General features: G+C 34.5%; 15 protein-coding genes and 1 pseudogene. 12 read left to right on the forward strand and 4 right to left on the reverse strand.

The genetic code is table 11. The annotated features are described in order from the left end of the window. Positions 1-2: 2 nt before the first annotated feature. On the forward strand, positions 3-1,439 hold the full coding sequence (panF, locus tag C568_RS0110940; RefSeq protein ID WP_018781507.1) for a sodium/pantothenate symporter: 1,437 nt from the start codon (positions 3-5) through the stop codon (positions 1,437-1,439). 292 nt (positions 1,440-1,731) lie between these two features. Here panF and C568_RS0110945 read toward each other — a convergent pair whose 3' ends face one another. Next, positions 1,732-2,247, reverse strand: coding sequence for a DoxX family membrane protein (locus tag C568_RS0110945; protein WP_018781508.1), 516 nt, complete (start codon positions 2,245-2,247; stop codon positions 1,732-1,734). 251 nt (positions 2,248-2,498) lie between these two features. On the opposite strand from C568_RS0110945, the gene C568_RS0110950 reads away from it, so the two are divergent. The 4 genes from C568_RS0110950 to C568_RS0110965 all read left to right on the forward strand — a co-directional run bounded on the left by C568_RS0110950 (position 2,499) and on the right by C568_RS0110965 (position 7,488). Continuing rightward, positions 2,499-3,431 (forward strand): nucleoside hydrolase, encoded by a 933-nt coding sequence (locus C568_RS0110950; RefSeq protein ID WP_018781509.1) that lies wholly within the window; start codon positions 2,499-2,501, stop codon positions 3,429-3,431. Positions 3,432-3,557: 126 nt separating this feature from the next. Further along, a complete protein-coding gene (locus C568_RS0110955) occupies positions 3,558-4,667 on the forward strand; it encodes a serine hydrolase (protein ID WP_018781510.1) in 1,110 nt (369 codons plus the stop codon). A 228-nt stretch (positions 4,668-4,895) separates the two neighbouring features. Then, positions 4,896-6,404, forward strand: a complete 1,509-nt coding sequence (gene argH / locus C568_RS0110960; RefSeq protein WP_018781511.1) for an argininosuccinate lyase — start codon at positions 4,896-4,898, stop codon at positions 6,402-6,404. A 247-nt stretch (positions 6,405-6,651) separates the two neighbouring features. Then, positions 6,652-7,488: a GNAT family N-acetyltransferase gene (locus tag C568_RS0110965; protein WP_018781512.1), complete on the forward strand. Its 837-nt coding sequence runs from the start codon at positions 6,652-6,654 to the stop codon at positions 7,486-7,488. Positions 7,489-7,523: 35 nt separating this feature from the next. On the opposite strand, the gene C568_RS0110970 is transcribed toward C568_RS0110965, so the two are convergent. Then, positions 7,524-8,276 carry a (S)-benzoin forming benzil reductase gene (locus C568_RS0110970; protein ID WP_018781513.1) on the reverse strand — a complete coding sequence of 251 codons (753 nt, stop codon included), beginning with the start codon at positions 8,274-8,276 and terminating at the stop codon, positions 7,524-7,526. A gap of 124 nt (positions 8,277-8,400) precedes the next feature. Continuing rightward, on the reverse strand, positions 8,401-9,108 hold the full coding sequence (ric, locus tag C568_RS0110975; protein ID WP_018781514.1) for an iron-sulfur cluster repair di-iron protein: 708 nt from the start codon (positions 9,106-9,108) through the stop codon (positions 8,401-8,403). 260 nt (positions 9,109-9,368) lie between these two features. On the opposite strand from ric, the gene C568_RS0110985 reads away from it, so the two are divergent. The 5 genes from C568_RS0110985 (at position 9,369) to C568_RS0111005 (ending at position 12,587) form a co-directional block, all read left to right on the forward strand. Continuing rightward, a complete protein-coding gene (locus C568_RS0110985) occupies positions 9,369-9,710 on the forward strand; it encodes an ASCH domain-containing protein (RefSeq protein ID WP_018765372.1) in 342 nt (113 codons plus the stop codon). Continuing rightward, positions 9,707-10,123, forward strand: coding sequence for an NUDIX hydrolase (locus C568_RS0110990; RefSeq protein ID WP_018781516.1), 417 nt, complete (start codon positions 9,707-9,709; stop codon positions 10,121-10,123). Before C568_RS0110985 ends, C568_RS0110990 begins: the two co-directional genes overlap by 4 nt. 68 nt (positions 10,124-10,191) lie before the next feature. After that, entirely contained in the window at positions 10,192-10,809 is a 618-nt protein-coding gene (locus tag C568_RS0110995) for an acetate uptake transporter (protein WP_018781517.1), read from the forward strand. Positions 10,810-11,217: 408 nt separating this feature from the next. Beyond that, positions 11,218-11,418, forward strand: coding sequence for a cold shock-like protein CspB (gene cspB, locus C568_RS0111000; protein ID WP_003198964.1), 201 nt, complete (start codon positions 11,218-11,220; stop codon positions 11,416-11,418). Between the two features lie 323 nt (positions 11,419-11,741). After that, on the forward strand, positions 11,742-12,587 hold the full coding sequence (locus C568_RS0111005) for an exonuclease (RefSeq protein ID WP_018765374.1): 846 nt from the start codon (positions 11,742-11,744) through the stop codon (positions 12,585-12,587). 930 nt (positions 12,588-13,517) lie between these two features. On the opposite strand, the pseudogene C568_RS31805 reads toward C568_RS0111005, so the two are convergent. Continuing rightward, a pseudogene (locus C568_RS31805) lies at positions 13,518-14,651 on the reverse strand (RNA-guided endonuclease InsQ/TnpB family protein). Positions 14,652-14,997: 346 nt separating this feature from the next. On the opposite strand from C568_RS31805, the gene C568_RS0111020 reads away from it, so the two are divergent. Together C568_RS0111020 and C568_RS0111025 are read left to right on the forward strand one after the other, a co-directional pair. Further along, complete coding sequence (locus tag C568_RS0111020) at positions 14,998-17,088, forward strand: right-handed parallel beta-helix repeat-containing protein (protein WP_018781520.1); 2,091 nt, start codon at positions 14,998-15,000, stop codon at positions 17,086-17,088. Positions 17,089-17,539: 451 nt separating this feature from the next. Continuing rightward, entirely contained in the window at positions 17,540-18,091 is a 552-nt protein-coding gene (locus C568_RS0111025; RefSeq protein ID WP_018781521.1) for an AarF/UbiB family protein, read from the forward strand. Positions 18,092-18,227: the final 136 nt, after the last annotated feature.

The following is an 18,227-nucleotide window of genomic DNA, read 5'->3' on the forward strand; positions in this document are numbered from 1 at the left end:
AAATGAATTGGTACGTAATAATCCCAATGATAATTTCTTTTATCGTTGTATTTTTAATTGGTGTATATGCATCAAGACGTGTACAAGCAACCGCTCATAATAAATTTTTACAAGAATATTTTCTTGGAGGACGTGAGCTTGGCGGTCTATTATTAGCTATGACAATGATTGCTACGTACGGTAGTGCGAGTAGTTTTATCGGTGGACCTGGAATTGCATACAATATGGGGCTTGGATGGGTATTATTATCAGCAATCCAGGTTGTAACGGGTTACATTGTCTTGACGGTAATTGGTAAAAAGTTTGCAATCATTGCAAGAAAGATGGAAGCAATTACGCTTATTGATTATTTAAAAGGAAGATATAATCATAAAGCAGTGGTCATTCTTTCAGCAGTATGTATTATTATCTTTTTATTTTCAGCAACAGTTGCTCAGTGGGTTGGAGGCGGAAGGTTAATTGAATCGTTAACAGGTCTTTCGTATACAACGGCTTTATTTCTTTTTACATTCTCTGTACTTGTATACGTTTTAATTGGTGGATTCCGCGCAGTTGCTTTATCTGATACATTGCTCGGCATTATTATGTTAGCAGGTACGACAATTATTTTAATTGCAACAGTGATTGCTGGTGGCGGGATTGAAAAGATTATGCAAGAACTGGTTCGAATTAATCCCAATTTAATTACACCATTTGGTGCAGATGGCAGTTTAACGAAAACGTATGTGACATCATTTTGGATATTAATTGGTGTTGGTGTTGTTGGATTACCGCAAATTAGCGTGCGTGCGATGTCTTATAAAAATTCAAAAGCGATGCATCAAGCTTTAATTATCGGGACAATTGTTGTTGGTACAATTATGATTGGTATGCACTTAACAGGTGTATTTGCACGCGTGGTGCTTCCAGGCGTAACTGTACCAGACAAAGTAATGCCACTTCTTGCGATGGAAGTATTGCCACCTTGGCTTGCTGGAATCTTTTTGGCTGCCCCAATGGCGGCAATTATGTCAACGGTAAACTCACTTTTACTACTAGTGAGTTCATCCATTATTAAAGATATATATGTGAACTATATAAATGAAAATGCGGCGGATACAACAATAAAAAAAGGAAGTCTATGGATTACGGGTATCATTGGTTTACTTGTATATGCCGCAGCTATTAAACCACCAGATTTCTTAATATGGTTAAACTTATTTTCCTTTGGTGGCTTAGAAGCAGCATTTATTTGGCCTATTGTTTTAGGGCTATATTGGAAGAGAGGGAATGCAGTTGGCGCGCTTGCATCCATTCTGGTTGGTGTGAGTTCTTATATGCTATTTCACCTTTGTTTTCCAAATCCGTTTGGTATACATACAGTTGTGTTTCCGATTTGTTTTGCTTTCATTGCGTATGTAATAGGTAGTATGTTAACTTCAAATAAAGTGAAACTTTAATTAGTGGGAGGCTTCATTTCCTACCTAACTTCTTTGTTTTGGCTGAATTTTGAGGTGGAAGTGTTACTGTCCGCAAATAGCGGGATAAAGTAGCATAAAGATATAGATTTGAATAAAATATACAAATTGGATAGGTTCTATATTTTTTAATCAATGATAGAAAAAGATGATTAGGTTGGGGCAAAAGAGTTTATGCTTTAACCAAATAAATTTGGTGAAAAAATAGGCAATATAAAAAGTAGGGCTTTTATAGATTCAATAAGAGCTCTACTTTTTATAATTAAAAACTTAATTATGATGCAAATTTATGTGTAGGATAGGTTGGATAGTTATTTTTATGTTTATGGAAAAGTTTTCGAAAAACAAATCCGTCTAGACCAACACGTCCAGCGTTATGTCCTGCAACTAAAATCAGTATAGACAATAGTATCATATTTGGATTTGTACTTATAGTTCCACTTAAAAGAAAAGCAGTGTTCATGATTAATCCGAAAAATGCTGCGGTTTTCGTAAGCCCTCCTAAAAGAAGACCAAGCCCAACTAAAATTTCTCCCCATTGTACGAGAAAGCTAAATAAATCAGCATGTGGAAGAGCAAAATGTTGTAGAAAATCAGCCCACCAGCCTTGTACAGCTGGATGATCTCCACTTGCTTTGGCAATTGCACCTTTTAAAAACCCGCTTGCGTCAAATGACTGACCAAAAAGCTTTCCTAATCCAGCAGATAACCAAGCGTATCCTAAATATAAACGAAGGGGTAATAGAATAAATAAAGCTTTTTTGTTATTACGTAAAAAATCAATAAACATAATAAATTCCTCCGATACATAATAAAATGTATTTACAAGTTTATTATGTATTTTTATGAATCGAATCACAATGAACGAAATTTGAACAAATGGTTCAATCCAGTGGTTGTTTGAATAATTCATCGTTTGTTCAAAAAGCAGTGTGTGAATACAGTGTGATTTTAATTTATGGCGTATATGGTTTAAAAAATAGTTAACATGTATTTTGGTTTATACCATAATAAGAGGTGCAGGGATGGGGGGGAAGTGCCATGAAAAAGGTGCTTTTTTTGGGAGATCCAGGTATTGATGATTCTTTAGCCATTATGTATGGGCTATTACATCCTGAGATTGAAATCGTTGGGATAGTAACTGGATATGGAAATGTAACACAAGAGCAAGCAACGAGCAATGCTGCGTATTTAATGCAACTAGCAGGCAGAGAGGATATACCAATTATAAATGGAGCAAAAATGCCATTGTCAGGTGAATTTACAACATATTATCCGGAAATTCATGGAGCGGAAGGATTAGGGCCAATTCGCCCTCCAAAAACGATTCAACCAAATATTAAATCGTTTTGTGCAATCTTTGACATAATCCAGCGTTATAAAAAAGAAATTATTATTGTTGATACAGGAAGATCAACAAGTTTAGCAACGGCGTTTATATTAGGAAAAGATATAATGAAAGATGTAAAAGAATATTACTGTATGGGTGGAGCATTTCTTGTTCCAGGGAATGTTACCCCTGTAGCAGAGGCGAATTTTCATGGAGATGCACTTGCTGCAAATTTAGTCATGCAGTATGCAAAAAACGTAACATTAATCCCTCTAAATGTTACAAGTGAATCAATCGTTACACCTGAAACTGTGCATTATATAAAAAAACATTCACAAACTGCATTTAATAAATTAATTGAACCTATATTTCAATATTATTATAAGGCATATAAGAAAATAAATCCGAAAATTACCGGAAGCCCCATTCATGATGTGCTTACGATGATGGCAGTTGTAAATCCTTCTATGGTTGAATATGTATATCGGAAAGTAGAAGTTGATTTAGAAGGTAGTGCAAAGGGGGAAAGTATCGCTGATTTTCGGCCACAACCCGATGCGAAAGCTCTTAAAAATTGGGTGCGAATTGGGTGGAAATTAAATTATAAGAAATTTGTTGAAAATTTTGTTCGAATTATGACATAGACATAATAGGAGATGACAAGTTAAAATAATAGAGACGATTATTTAGACAATCGTCTCTATTGTTTTGTTTATAACTATATATAACAGATAAAAGATAAAAGATGTAAATTAGGAGAGGGAATTCACTTGAGAAAAGTTATAATATGTGCGGGAATCATTGGTGTATTCGTAGTACTTATATCCGGTAACTTTTTAGTAAAAAAAGTTTGGAGCTCTAATAATGATGATGCTCAATTTATTGCCTCATTTGTTGAAGAACATAAAGATGAAAAAAATAGTGCCCTACTTATAAAGCGAAATGATAAAGTTGTTTATTCTGTGAATCCAGATGTCGTGTTACCAGTTGCGAGCACGATGAAGTTAATTGTTGCACTTGAATTTACGAAACAAGTTGTAGATGGGAGAATTGACCCAAATAGTTATGTGTCAATTGATGATGTAAATCGTTACTATATTCCAAATACAGATGGTGGTGCGCAGGATCGTTGGCAAAAGTATTTAATGAAAACTGGTAAAATGGATGGAAATGCAATTTCTTTAGAAGAAGTTGCGAAAGGGATGATGAAATTTAGTTCAAATGCAAATACAGAATATTTAATGGATCGACTTGGACTAGATTATATTAACCAAAATTTACAAAACCTATCACTTCCTTCACATCAACCGTTATTTCCTATTGTTTCTTCTCTATACATTCCGGGATATTTGCATAAGGAACTGCATATTCCAAAATCTAAATTAGAGAAAAAGTTAAAAGAAATGTCTTCAGAAGAATATCGTCGTTATGCCATGTTAATACATGAACGGTTAAAAGAGAAAGGACCGTTATTACAAAAAGAAATTCCGCTCTATTTAGAAGGAAAATATGAAAAAATATGGTCAGATAAGTTGCCAGCTGCATCCGCAAATGATTATATGTTGCTTCTGGAAAAGGCGAATCATAAAAAAGGATTTACAAAGGCTGGAGAAAATGAGTGGGCAAATCTTGTTGAAACGGACATGAAAGCAAAGAAGTATCGTAAGTCATTCCGGCATGCTGGACAAAAAAATGGGTATACCCCATGGACATTAGCAAAAGCAGCTTATGCCACTGATAAACTTGGGAATTGTACAGAAATTGTATTTTTAGCAAATCAATTGGATGAAGATGATAGTACAGAGCTTCGTAAGCACTTACTGAATTTACAGTTCCAGGTGTTAAAAAGTGAAAAATATGATGCCACTGTTATTAAATAAACCCGATGCGTGAAGCATCGGGTTTATTTTTATCCCGCTATTTGTGGGCAGTAAGACCCCACTGATGGGAGTTTCACTTTATCCTGTAAAGACCCGATTGGTGAGGGCTAATAATTAATGGGGAGATGAAGGGATTCCCCACTAATTATAGTTTCACTTTATACAAGCACCTTTTCAAAAGCTCAGGGTATGATGATTAGTAATAACTGGGCGAAAGGGGAAAAGGTGATGAAACAAAATAAGGAGGAATTTATAAAGAGTGAGGGCGCTGATTTCCCTGGGGAAACCTATGCAAATTGTGTGCTACAGCATGTATTTCAATTTCAGCGAGATTACTTGTTGCAAGAGATGTTTATGATTCATCGTGCTCATATTATCATGCTTATTGAGCAAAAATTAATGAAACAAAAAGATGCAAAAGTTATTTTAACAGCGTTAGAAAAAGTGGCACAAATTCCAAAGAGTCAATTACTGTATGAGAAGGAGCATGAAGATCTCTTTTTTTTAGTGGAGCATTTAATTGGGCAAGAAGCAAATCATAATTTTGTAAGTAATATGCATATTGGCAGGAGCCGGAATGATATGGGGGTCGCGATGTATCGGATGAGTTTGCGTCGCTATTTACTCCGTTATATAGAGCATTTTCTTCTTTTACAAGAAAGTGTGTTAGAAGTTGCGAATGAACATATGGAAACAATCATGCCTGCTTATACGCACACACAACCTGCCCAGCCGACAACATTCGGTCATTATATGTTAGCAATATATGATACAATGCATCGAGATTTAGAGCGTGTTTGGAAGGTATATCATCTTGTCAATCAATCTCCTTTGGGTGCAGCTGCTCTATCTACTACAAGCTTTCCTATAAATAGACAGCAGGTTGCAAAGTTGCTCGGTTTTTCAAGTATTATTGAAAATTCATATGACGCTATTGCAAGCGCAGACTATTTATTAGAAACAAGCGCGACACTTATGGTAGCGATGACGAATAGCAGTAGATGGCTCCATGATTTCTTACTACTAGCAACAAAAGAATACAATGGGATTACTGTTGCAAACCCATACGTACAAATCAGCAGTATAATGCCGCAAAAACGGAACCCTGTTTCCATTGAACATGCTCGTGCTCTCGCTAGCAGTGCACTTGGAGAAACTTTCACTGTATTTCAAATGATTCATAATACACCGTTTGGAGATATTGTTGATACAGAAGATGATTTGCAACCTTATTTGTATGAAGGAATCGAAAAGGCAATTCGTGTGTTTTGTATGATGAATGCAGTAATTCGAACGATGAAGGTGGAAGATGAAGTTTTAAGAACTCGCTCGTTTCAACATGCGATTACAATAACCGATTTTGCAGACGCATTAACAAAAAATTATAAGATTCCTTTTCGGCGTGCTCACCGTGCTGCAAGTGATATTGCAACAATGTCTATACAGCAGAAAAAAGAGTTACATGAACTGAATTTCACAGAAGTAAACATATATTTACAAGAAAACTTTCATGTAATACTTTCAGAAAAAGAATGGGATGATATTATATCACCAGAATCATTTGTTGAAAAACGGACTGTATATGGTGGGCCGAGCAAAAAAGAAATGGTACGTATGATTCAAAAGAGGAGAGAGTGTTTTAAGAACGAAGAAATTACATTCGAAAGGGAAAAACAACGGATCTCACAAGCTGAAAAAGAAGTAATGACGATAGTCTGGAATATTATTGAATCGTAAAAGCAGGATTTAATGAATGAATCGCCAATATTCTATTTAAATATAAAAATATAAATCCAAATAAACCCCTTCTTTTTAGGTGGGAGAGAGCATACGGCCATGCATAGAAACGGTCAGATCCTTTTTCTGCCTCATGCCAAGGTAAAACAGAGAGAGAAAATGAGTGTAAGTCACCTTTTCTTCTTCGTATCAACGACTTATATGTCGAAAAATCAAAAGGGATTTATATAGAAAGAAGAGATTGTCGATGATTCAATTACAGGTATATAAAGATGTTTCTTACTTTAGGAAGGAAGTCACCTCCATTTTGGAAATGAATGAGCAAGAAAATAATTTATTATTAGGGGTGTTACAGTCTACGGAGAATCCGTTGTTTATGGCAATAGCAAAGCAAAATGAAAAAATTGCTCTCATACTTCTTCAAACTGAGAAAAAGAAAATGATTGTTGCTAAATCCGAGATTTCGCAAGAGGCTATAGAGGGAATAGCGAAACAATTAACAAAGGTGTATCCAGATATACCGGGATTGATTGGTGAAAAGCGAGTGGTGAAACAATTAGCTGAAGAGATTGCAAAATTAGAACAAAAGAAGCTTTCTATTCGTATGAATCAAGGGGTGTATGAATTAAAAAAAGTAAAGAAGAAATGGGGTGAATATGGAGCTTTCCGGCGAGTAAACAGCGTTGAACTACCATTAATTGAAAAGTGGGTGCACCAATTTTGTGAAGATGTTCATTTGCCCACTACGGAAGAAAAAGCAAAACAAACTGCAAACACATTAGTAAGTACAAATCGGTTGTTTGGATGGGAAGTAGATGGGAGATTAGTTTCAGTAGCTGCAATTACAAGGCCTACTAAGAGTAATATTACAATCAATTTTGTATATACACCGAAAGAAGAACGTAAACAAGGGTACGCTTCTAATTGTGTAGCTGCCCTTAGCCAGCTCATGTTAGACCGAGGTTATAAAACAACTACTTTATATACAGACTTAGCAAATCCAACGTCGAATAAGATTTACCAAGAGATAGGATATGAACCAATAATGGAATCTGTATTAATATTTTTAGAACCGATAAGATAAAAGGCTCGCTTATATGCGAGCCTTTTGCTATGAAACTATTTTTCATCAATGCGAATTACGCCGCCAGATTCGAAATGGGGTGTATCTAAAAGATGGATAACCGCTTTAGCGACATATTCAGGGGAGAGTAATTTTCCTTCTTCTTTTAAAGCGATAAATCGATCTAAGTTAGTAAAATCTTCTTTTTCTGTTTGCCGAATTTGTTGCTGCATGTCTGTGTCAACAACACCTGGGGCAAAAGCAATTGTTTTTACTGGATATTCTTTTTCAGCTTCCTCTATAGCGACACATTGTGTAAACATGTTCACGCCAGCTTTCGTTGTACAATATGCTCCCCATCCAAAGTATGGTTTTTGACCGGCTCCTGAAGAAATGTTAATAATACGTTTGTCCACGTTCCAATTTTTCGTATGTTTCATAAACGAAGAAGTAAGGATCATCGGTGCAATTAAATTAATTTGTACATTTGCAATCAAAAGTTCGCTTTCTGATTTTTCAATCGGTTTCATTGGTGAGAGGGTACCGGCATTATTAATCAAATGGATAGACGATACGTTTTCTTTTTCAATGGATGAAAAGATTGTTTCAAAATGAGTTTCTAGATTATGTACATCTTGGAGATCGATTGAGTGAAATGTTAAAGGAATATCTTTTTGTTTTGCTTTTTCAATAAGCTTTTCATTTTGTCTTCTAGAAATACAAATGAGTCGTGTATTTTCCTCTAATAATTGTGTAGCGATTGCCTCGCCTAATCCTTGTGAAGTACCTGTTACAATGACGTAGCGCATTTCTTTAAAACTCCTCCCATATTAAATGTAATAAGTGGTGTTGATAAGGTGTTTTATCTACATGTTATAGTATAGAGCATCTTATATAAAGAAATAAATCTCCTCATATGAGGAGATTTATTGTTTATTTTAAGGAAAGTAATCTTTTGAATAAAATGTTATTTTCAAGATGTACATGCTGGAATAAATCAGATTCAAAATCTTCTAAACGATTATAAACCATACGATATGTGCGGCATGCATGCTCTGGAGGAGTAAAATCATTTGTAATGGTTCGTAATTCTTTTATAAGATCGCCAGCTCCATCATGCTCTTGTTCTAATTCTTCAAGCCTTTCAATTGCCAAAATTAAATTTTCTTGAGTTGAATTTTGTTCGTATTTTTTGATAAGCGGGAATACAAGAGTTTCTTCTTTTATTATATGTTGTTCAAGTTCTAATTTTAATTCATGAAAAAGTCGGTGAACGGTACTTAAATGCGACTCTGTTTGACCATGTACGCGAAATACTTTTGTTACATATGGGCTCAGATGTGGCAATTCTTCTTGAATATATCGATGATGTTTTTGGATAATATGGTCAATTAGTATAGAAAAATTAGCTTCACTCCAGTTTGTAGATTCATTATTTTTTGATTTATATAAAATATATTGTTCATTTAATAGTTTTAAAAGTTCATCAGGAGAAATTTTTTTTGTTTGTGTCGCTATTTCAATTGTTTTGTCCCCGCCACAACAAAAATCAATACGATGTTTTTTAAACAAATCACTTGCTTGTGGAAAAGTGGTAACTATTTCACCAACAATAGATGTTTTAGTAAAAGGTGTAGCCATATGAATCACTTCTCTGTTCATTTGTATGCTTTTAGCATAATGGATAAGAAAAGAGATCGAAGTGATTATAATCACAAATATAATGTAGAATTCATGAATGTTTTGTACATGCGGGGAGGAGTTGTTCAATCTGTTTAAAAAAGTAATGGTGGTGATTCTTCTTTTGAAAATGATATCGAATAAGCCTTGCTGAATTTCTTGCAACAAATGAAAAAAGAGTTGGAAATGCTCATGTTATAATAAACTAAGGTGGTGAGGAAATGAAACATAAAATGGGATTATATAATGGGCCATTTCAATCTATTCAATCTGGAAAAAAGGTATTTGAAGTACGCTTATATGATAAAAAGCGTCAGAATATACAAAAAGACGATAAAATCGAATTTACAAATCTAACAACAAAAGAAACAATTTGTGTAAAAGTAACTGAGTTAAAATGTTATCAAACATTTCAACAGATGTATGAAGACATTGATAAAGAGTTGCTGGACTGTGCAAACTGGAGTGTAGAAGAAATGCTAGCAAGTACATATGAAATATATACGAAAGAACAAGAGAAAAGGTGGGGAACAATTGCTATTGGGGTTGAAGTAATAGCATGATTCGAAATCGTAGCTCACTCATTTTGATACAAGAAAACAAGGTTGCTCTTATAAAACGTGTTCGAAAGAATGAAGTGTATTTTGTCCTTCCGGGTGGAGGGATTGAAGAGTATGAAACACCGAAAGAAGCGACAATACGTGAGGCTTATGAAGAATTAGGCGTGCATGTTGAAGTTCAAAAACTTGTTACGAAGTATGAGTATAAAGGCACTCAGTATTTTTATGAAGCTCGTATCATTGGTGGTGTTTTTGGTACAGGAAAAGGTGAAGAATTTACAAAGAGTGATAGGGGACAATACATTCCAGTTTGGATTCCTGTAAAAGAGCTATTAAATTTAAATATCAAGCCATATGAAGTAGCGAAAATGATATTTCATTGTTACAAAAACGTGAAGTCTGACGACATACAATAAAAACCATTGACATACATACCTGAATTCAGTATTGTATTCAGGTATGTGTTCAAAATCAGGAGGTTTTTATGAGTAATCAAACTACACATCATGTAAAAATGACAACAGCGGATCCATCTGGAATTGGTCTATTTGGATTAGCAATGGTAACACTTGTAGCGTCATCACAAAAGCTAGGATTAACTGATGGCGTTTCATTTGTATTACCATGGGCAATCTTTTTAGGAGGATTTGCACAACTTTTTGCTTGCGTTCACGATGCAAAGCATAATAATACGTTCGGTACAACTGCTTTTGGTGCGTATGGTCTATTTTGGTTAGGTGTTGGGACATCATGGTTAATTCAACTTGGTGTATTTGGCGAAAAACTGGCACAAGCTGCAGATCCAAAGCAACTTGGTGTTGCATTTATTGGGTACCTAATTTTTACAATTTTTATGACTATTGGAGCAATGGAAACACATAAAGTATTATTTATGATTTTTGTACTTATTGATTTCTTATTTATCGGTCTTTCATTTAGTACTTTAGGTGTTATGCCACATGCTATGCATAATTTAGCAGCGTATTCTGAACTATGTATTTCATTACTATCTTTCTATGGTTCAGCAGCTGCTGTATTAAATACACATTTCGGAAAAGTTGTATTACCAGTAGGAAAGCCATTTGGCATTTTTAAAAAATAGGAGTAGAGGAGCACGAATGACAAGAAGAGTCATTCGTGCTTTTTTTATAGCGTGCCCAGTTAAGCTAAGTATTGCTTACTGGTGAAAGTCTAGGTAAGAACCAACTCGCCTAGTAGCTGATAGGCAACTAGTGGAGAAATTCTAAAGTTGAAGCCATGGGAGAAAAATGTTGAGTAAAATGTACAAAAAATAGAGAATTCAGCTTTACTTTTATTATATCGATATGATATAGTGATTATAAACCATTTTACTTTTAATAATATAGAGATTTAAATGAGCTGTAACTTCAGAAGAGGATAGCAATGTTAAATCTCCTCTGCAGTTGCAGTTTTTTAATGTCGTTATTATTGTTGTAAAGTGGTCGAAAATGAATATGTACATATAGGTACATTGTAGGAGGATTTTTTCATGCAAAACGGTAAAGTAAAATGGTTTAACTCAGAAAAAGGTTTCGGATTCATCGAAGTTGAAGGCGGAGAAGACGTATTCGTTCATTTCTCAGCTATCCAAGGCGAAGGATTCAAAACTTTAGAAGAAGGTCAAGAAGTTACTTTCGAAGTAGAACAAGGTAACCGTGGACCACAAGCTACTAACGTAGTTAAGAAGTAATTGAATTGAAAAGAGAAGGGCTTGCCCTTCTCTTTTTTTTATTGTGCTTGATTCATTTCATTCTTTCGAATGTATGTTTATCCCGCTATTCGCGTGCAATAATACCCTCACCTCAAAATTCGACGAAAGCAAAGAAGCTAGACGAGAGATAAAGCAAACCTCGCTGATTAAAGCTTTACTCTATATACAAAAAAATTTAGTTATTTTTGTCTGAATGTTCAAAAAACAATCTCGGAATCTTTTTTATAAATTTTGTTTTGTGTATTTGTACAGTGGGGAATATATAATTAAAAATATAATCAGATAAGGAAGAGGGATATGACTTGAATGAACCTAAATATTATATTGTCTTTGATGTTGAACGGAATTTTCGACCTTATAAATCGCAAGATCCCTTGGAAGTGGTTGATATTGGGGCAATCAAGGTAGAAGCAAGTACAGTGCGTATAATAGGACAATTTTCTTCACTTGTTAAACCAACCGCACCTCTAACCCGCCATACAACAAAATTAACAGGCATTACAAAGCAAGATTTAAAAGAGGTAGAAGTGTTTCCAGAGGTAATGGAGCGATTTCTTCAATTTGCTGGGGATGATTATATGTTTATAACATGGGGAAAGGAAGACTATAAATTTCTTGCGCAAGATTGTAAGCTACATCATATAGAATGCCCTAATATAGAGAATGAGAGAAAATTTGATTTGCAAAAATTTGTATTTCAAGCATATGATCAATTATTTATACATACACCAAGTTTAAAATTTGCGGTGGAACAATTTTCTTTAGAATGGGAAGGAAAGCAGCACCGTGCCTTTGCAGACGCTAAGAACACCTTGAATATCTTTCTTAAAGTATTCAAGGAAAAGGATATTTATAAGCGGTATAAACGAAATGAAGAACTCGTACTTGTAAAGAATGGTTTATTAACTGAAAAAGCAAAAAAGAAAATGAAAAGATGGGTATTTAAAGAATTAAAGAAAAAAGAACACAGTCCATTTACTTGGGATGATTTTCAAAATAGCAAGACATGGGGGAATATAACGGAACGATATTATATTGATAATAACACAATACGACTTTTACAAAATTATTTTACTATGGCTGTAAAGAAAGGTGAGCAGCAGTTGCGAGTGTTAGAAGAGATAAATAACAAAATAAATGATGCATAGTCAAAAGTTAAAATTGTTCGTGTAGATGAATATATAAAGAATTGTTTTTTTGTTAGGCTTCTTTAATTAGAATAACAATGATTATATACACGTATTTTTTGAGGTGAATAGATGAAAAAATTGTACTTAGTAATAAGTGTGCTTCTAAATTTTATTTTTGGTTTTCTTTTTGGGTATGCTCTTTTAGGGGGGGAATAACTGTTTATTCAATCAATTGTCTATTTAATGGTTGCTCAGATATGGTAAAAGAATGGGTGAGTATTGTTATGGGTTTAGTTATTACTTTGATAATAGGTGGTATTCTTTTTCCGATGATTATATTTACGAACAGAAAGTTTTTACATGCTGTGAAGATGAGAAAAAAACATTATTTTCTTGTCATTTCCCTTTTTTTTATTCTAGGTACTTTTTTTAGTTTTTCTTTAAGATCGAACCATATCGGTCCATTTTAAAGAAAGTGCGGCATTTTCCGTGATTATTCCCCTCTCATCAGTTGTTTCTTACGGACAATTCTCCTTGAGCTGTCTCCCTTAAATTCTGATATATTTTATTTAACTGCTTTTCTTCAGTTCTAGTAGTTATACAAACAATAGCCTGATAGGATATATTGAAGAAATGTCATCTTTTTGAATTCTAATAGTAGGTTTTCGTGTCCGGATATGTATAGTAACCAAGGTAGAGGCAAAGGGATGTGAGTAAAAATAAAAGAGCGCTACAGAATAGCGCTCAATAAAAACCATAATATGGAATAGAGGGTGTAATTGTAAAATAAAACTGGTCTGTGAATGCCCCCTCCTTAACACTCTTACGAGTTGTTTGAAGAAGGGACTTCCTGTTTCATAGAGCGTTGCTGCTTGGGAATCTAAGCAGTCTTACATACTCTCCACAGGCGTCGTTTATACTGTTTGGACACAACCTTGCCCTACAGTTTCATTCTTCGGTCGTTCTCATAAGTAATCGCTCTAATCCTTTTCGCAAAATGTTGAGACTTGCATTATAATCTCTGTCTAACACTGTTCCACACTTTGTACAAATATGTGTCCGAATCGAAAGTGATTTTTCCACACGATTCCCACAGCTAGAACAATCTTGTGATGTGTACGCTGGGTCTACTCTCACAAGTAAACTGCCAAATTTCTCACACTTATACAAAAGCATCTTACGAAAAGCGCCCCAGCCTGCATCAGAGATCGACTTCGAAACTTTTCGATTCCGAACCATCTTTCGAATATCAAGATTTTCTATACAAATCACCGAATACATTTGCGTGAGATGATAACTTAATTTGTGTAAGAAATCTTTTCTTTGATTCGCTACCTTTTCATGAAGGATCTGAATTCGTTCTACTTGCTTCTTATAGTTCGCAGAGTCCTTCTTTTTCTTCGAAAGGTTACGCTGTGCTTTGCGCAGTTGTTTTTCTTTTTGCAGAAGAAATCTTGGATTTTCAAATACCGTTCTATTTGAAAGAACAGCGTATTGATTCAGTCCTACATCTATACCAATTGCATTCTCTATATCAATAGAGGGAGGTACATCCTGTCTTTCGACACTAAAAATAGCGTACCATCTCTTCGATTGGCGTTTCAGAATCAACTGTTTGATCGTTCCTTCTATCGGCCGATGCAGATGAATCTCTATTTCTCCTAACTGTTTGTTATATAAATTTCCGTTATCTGCAAATGACATCGCAAAGCGGTGTTTCCCATTCGGTTTGAATCCAAATTGAGGGAAAGTGAGACTATTATAGTCTTTATACGTTTTCAATTTGGGATAGTTCGTATCCCCACTCCAAAAGCCATCATATGCCTTTTGGAGTCGTAAAAATACTTCTTGTAAGGGCTGTGATGGCACTTCTTGTAGAAAAGGATATCTCTTCTTATCGATTACTTGTTGCTTTTGCATGTCAGAACGTGTATACAATTGCTTATTTTCTTTATATTTTCTCTGTTTATCAAAAAGAGAAGAGTTATAGGTTTGGCGACAATATTGCAGCCAAACCTATAACATTTCTTTTTGTTCTTCCATTGGGAAAATTTCATATTTTCGGCTCAGCAACATTGTCATCACCTTCCTCTTTTTTCATTGTAGTGTTTCAGATTCCTAAAAACAAAGAAGCGAATGTACGTTCCTCTTTGCTGCTAGTATACATAAAGTTACAGAAAAAGGAAACGAAAACTTCGTGCTGTGCACGACCAACATTCATCCCCTCCCTACCACTGGACTATGTCCTGCACGCGCTTGAGGAAGGGGACTTCTGCTGGAGTACTGTTAAATCTAACGAGAGAATATAACTGTTTTTTTATGAATAGGGCTGTAAATTTTAGTGATTTTTAAAACAGTTTCCTTTTATAGGGACGATTTCTTTTATCAATGAATATACTATTTTAAGAAAATGAAGGGGTGAAGGGAATTGGATTATTTAATTGAACTAAATCAGTGGGGTATAAAAGAAGGATTGCCCACCAAGCCCTATGCAGATGCTGATTATATACAAGCTGATAAGAATATACAGGGAATAAACAGTGCATTACAATTTGCGGCGGTTAACAATTATGCTGAAGTGATTCTTCCAAAGGGGAATTATGCGATCTGTTACCCTCGTGAAATTGCTATGGTTTCTAATATTGACTTTAATTTAAATGGTTCAACATTAAAAGTAATATATGATTCTAACAAAAAATCACCATTCGATAATAGAACAACCACTGATTATTACAACTTTAAAGGAAATAGTGTTGTTTTTAGCAAAACCACTAATTCTCATTTGTTTGGCGGAACCGTCATTGGATGTAGGGATGATAGGAGTTTCTCGAATCCTTTAGAAGCAGCAATGGAGCACACATATGGAGTTCTCTTTCAAAGAAGCTCAAGTTATTGTTCTATGACAAATTGTACAGTTCGCGATTACATGGGTGATAATGTTTCATTTAGCTCAGATTCTATATATAACTATGGTGAATTTGATCAAGGACTTACATTAAGTGCTTTAGATTACACAACTGGACAACCAATCACCTCGGCTAATACACTCATAACAAAACTGTTAAACATACCTCAAGATTTAACACCAAAGATAAATTCTTTCCTTATAGCTGGCGCAGGATACGCTAGAAAAACTAATTTAAATACTAAAGAATTGGACATCTTCTTTTACGACAATAGCAACAAATTCATAGGGGTTATGAAGAAAAGACGAATTTATACCGATATTTCTATTCCTGTTACTGCAACTAGGTTTAGATTGCAGTATTACAATGAAACCAACCCAAATAAGAATATGCAGATTACTATTATGTTTGGCGGGATTCCCCATCATAATACAGTGAAAAAGTGTGAAATATTTAATGGGCATAGGGGCGGTATTACTTTAGGTGGTAGCTATAACAAAATTGTAAACAATAAAATCCGTGATAATGGAAAAGGTTTGGTTAGGTTTTTGGATGGAAAACCGCTTTTCAATGACCCGACTAGATATTCGATAAATATGGAAGATAGTTATGGGGCAAGCTGTACGATAAAAGATAACGAAATTTACGGTAGTTATCATGGTATCTTAGTCGGGTGTTACGATGTTTTAATAGAGCACAATCACATTTACAACATTGATAATATTGCAATCAATTTGTATTCTCTCGTGCATGCAAACATTAAGGATAACTTCTTATACAACTGTCAAAACAACATTGGCCTTATGACTTCTAATTTCAGTGCGGCGTTTGTGAATATCGAAGGCAACAGCTTTACAGGTGGCATCATGAATGTAACTAGTGATTCATACAGGGTTTCATTATCAAACAATCAATACGTAAATCCTGACATGATTGCAATGGGCGATAATTGCACGTTTGATAATAATTACATTATTTTTACAGAAAATCTAGTTACTGCACCGTGGCTAAAGGCAAACAAAATAAGCAGATGTACCTTTAAATCTGTCCCTATACAAAAGGAAATGACGTTTAAAGTGAAAGAGTATGATAATTGTAGATTCGAAAACTTACGAGTCAGATCTGAAAATCCAAATCCTAAGAATGTAGATGTCTGTGAATTCACTAGATCAGAATTTATTAATTGTGAGCTGAGAAATCATATGTTTAACGGATGCCCCATGAACGTTAAGGTTACTAAATCAAAGCTTATAGATACGACCTGTGAATGCGGTATTACAAATGTGGACAACCAAGTATCATACACGTCATTAGAAGAATGCGATATCACTATCAATACCAAAAATAATCTGTTTTTATCAGATACAAACAGACCCTATACAATTTATAAAGCAGCAAATTGTATAGTCACGATAAACAATACATCTTTTGATGCCTTATTAGCATCTGGCTCAGCTAATGCAGCGAATGAACTAGTTCTGGAAGGAAATGAGTTTGTTTATACAGGCTCCACACCTCTGAATTTAAAATACTATACAAATAAAAATCACATACGTAACTTTGTTGATTCAGACAATATTTTTACAAATATCACTTTACCTACTGTTTCCTAATGAAGACTAAGTGTATGTGAAGCAATAAAAGAAACCGGCTATGTAATAGGAGTCGGTTTTTAATACATAACGTATTTATTCCATGTTAAGCGGGGGCAACCGGTTTAATAGGGTCAGTCGCCCCCGGGAATCGCCTTATCTCTATCAATCTAAAAAATAAACTACCTCAAGATGAGAAAAATGAATTTCGTTGCTATAAAAGGCACAAAATTCTCGTTTTGGAGATATTTGCATTTCTTAGCTTGATGGCAATGGGATGAAGCCCCCCACTGATCAAACTTTCACTTTATTGCATTTCAAGGTTTAAAAATAATATCTATTAAAAAACCATATGAATTGAATCAAGTTATAAAAATATATATTAATCTAGGTTACATATGTAAGTGATGAATCATAGAATATGAGGTAATACTAGTGCAAAAACACGAAATACTTATTAAGGAGCGATCAAATGAAGACATACTTTAATAAAAGAAGAATAAGCAGAAGAGACTTGAAGGAATATAAGCTCATTGGGGATGGGAAGGATGGAGAAGTATATCAATTAACTCATGATAAATGTGTGAAAATGTTTTTCCTGGAAGAAACTCAAAAAAAAGAGTTGAAAGCTCTGGTAATTGGACAATCATCACTTATTATTCCACGACTTTATGAATATGGAGAAAATTATATTGTCATGGAGTATATACATGGAATTTCACTTGCACGTCACTTGAAAAAAGAAAAACAGATCACTGAAGAATTAACTGAAAAAATATTAATAATGTTGGATGAATTTAAAAAGATCGGATTTACCAGATGGGACACGGAAGTAAGACACGTTTTAATAAATGAAGAAGGTCAGTTAAAAGTTATTGACCATAAAAGAGCTTTTACCTCAAATAGCAAGGCTCCTATTAAATTATTAAAGGGGTTTAAAAAATTTGGACTGTCACAGGATTTTTTAAACTATGTGAAGAATATACCTTCTTCTGCTTATAATACATGGGTGAAACATAGATAAAAAACCGAACGACCTGGGCCATGCCCTGCACATGCTTAAGGAAGGGGACTTCTGTTGGAATACTGTTAAAAGATGATAAACAATAGAGCAAGCTCTCCGCTAATGACCGTTTCTTTTTGTAGCATCAATCATAAGT

The sequence above is a fragment of the Bacillus sp. 95MFCvi2.1 genome, assembly GCF_000374965.1.
Lineage (GTDB): Bacteria > Bacillota > Bacilli > Bacillales > Bacillaceae_G > Bacillus_A > Bacillus_A pseudomycoides.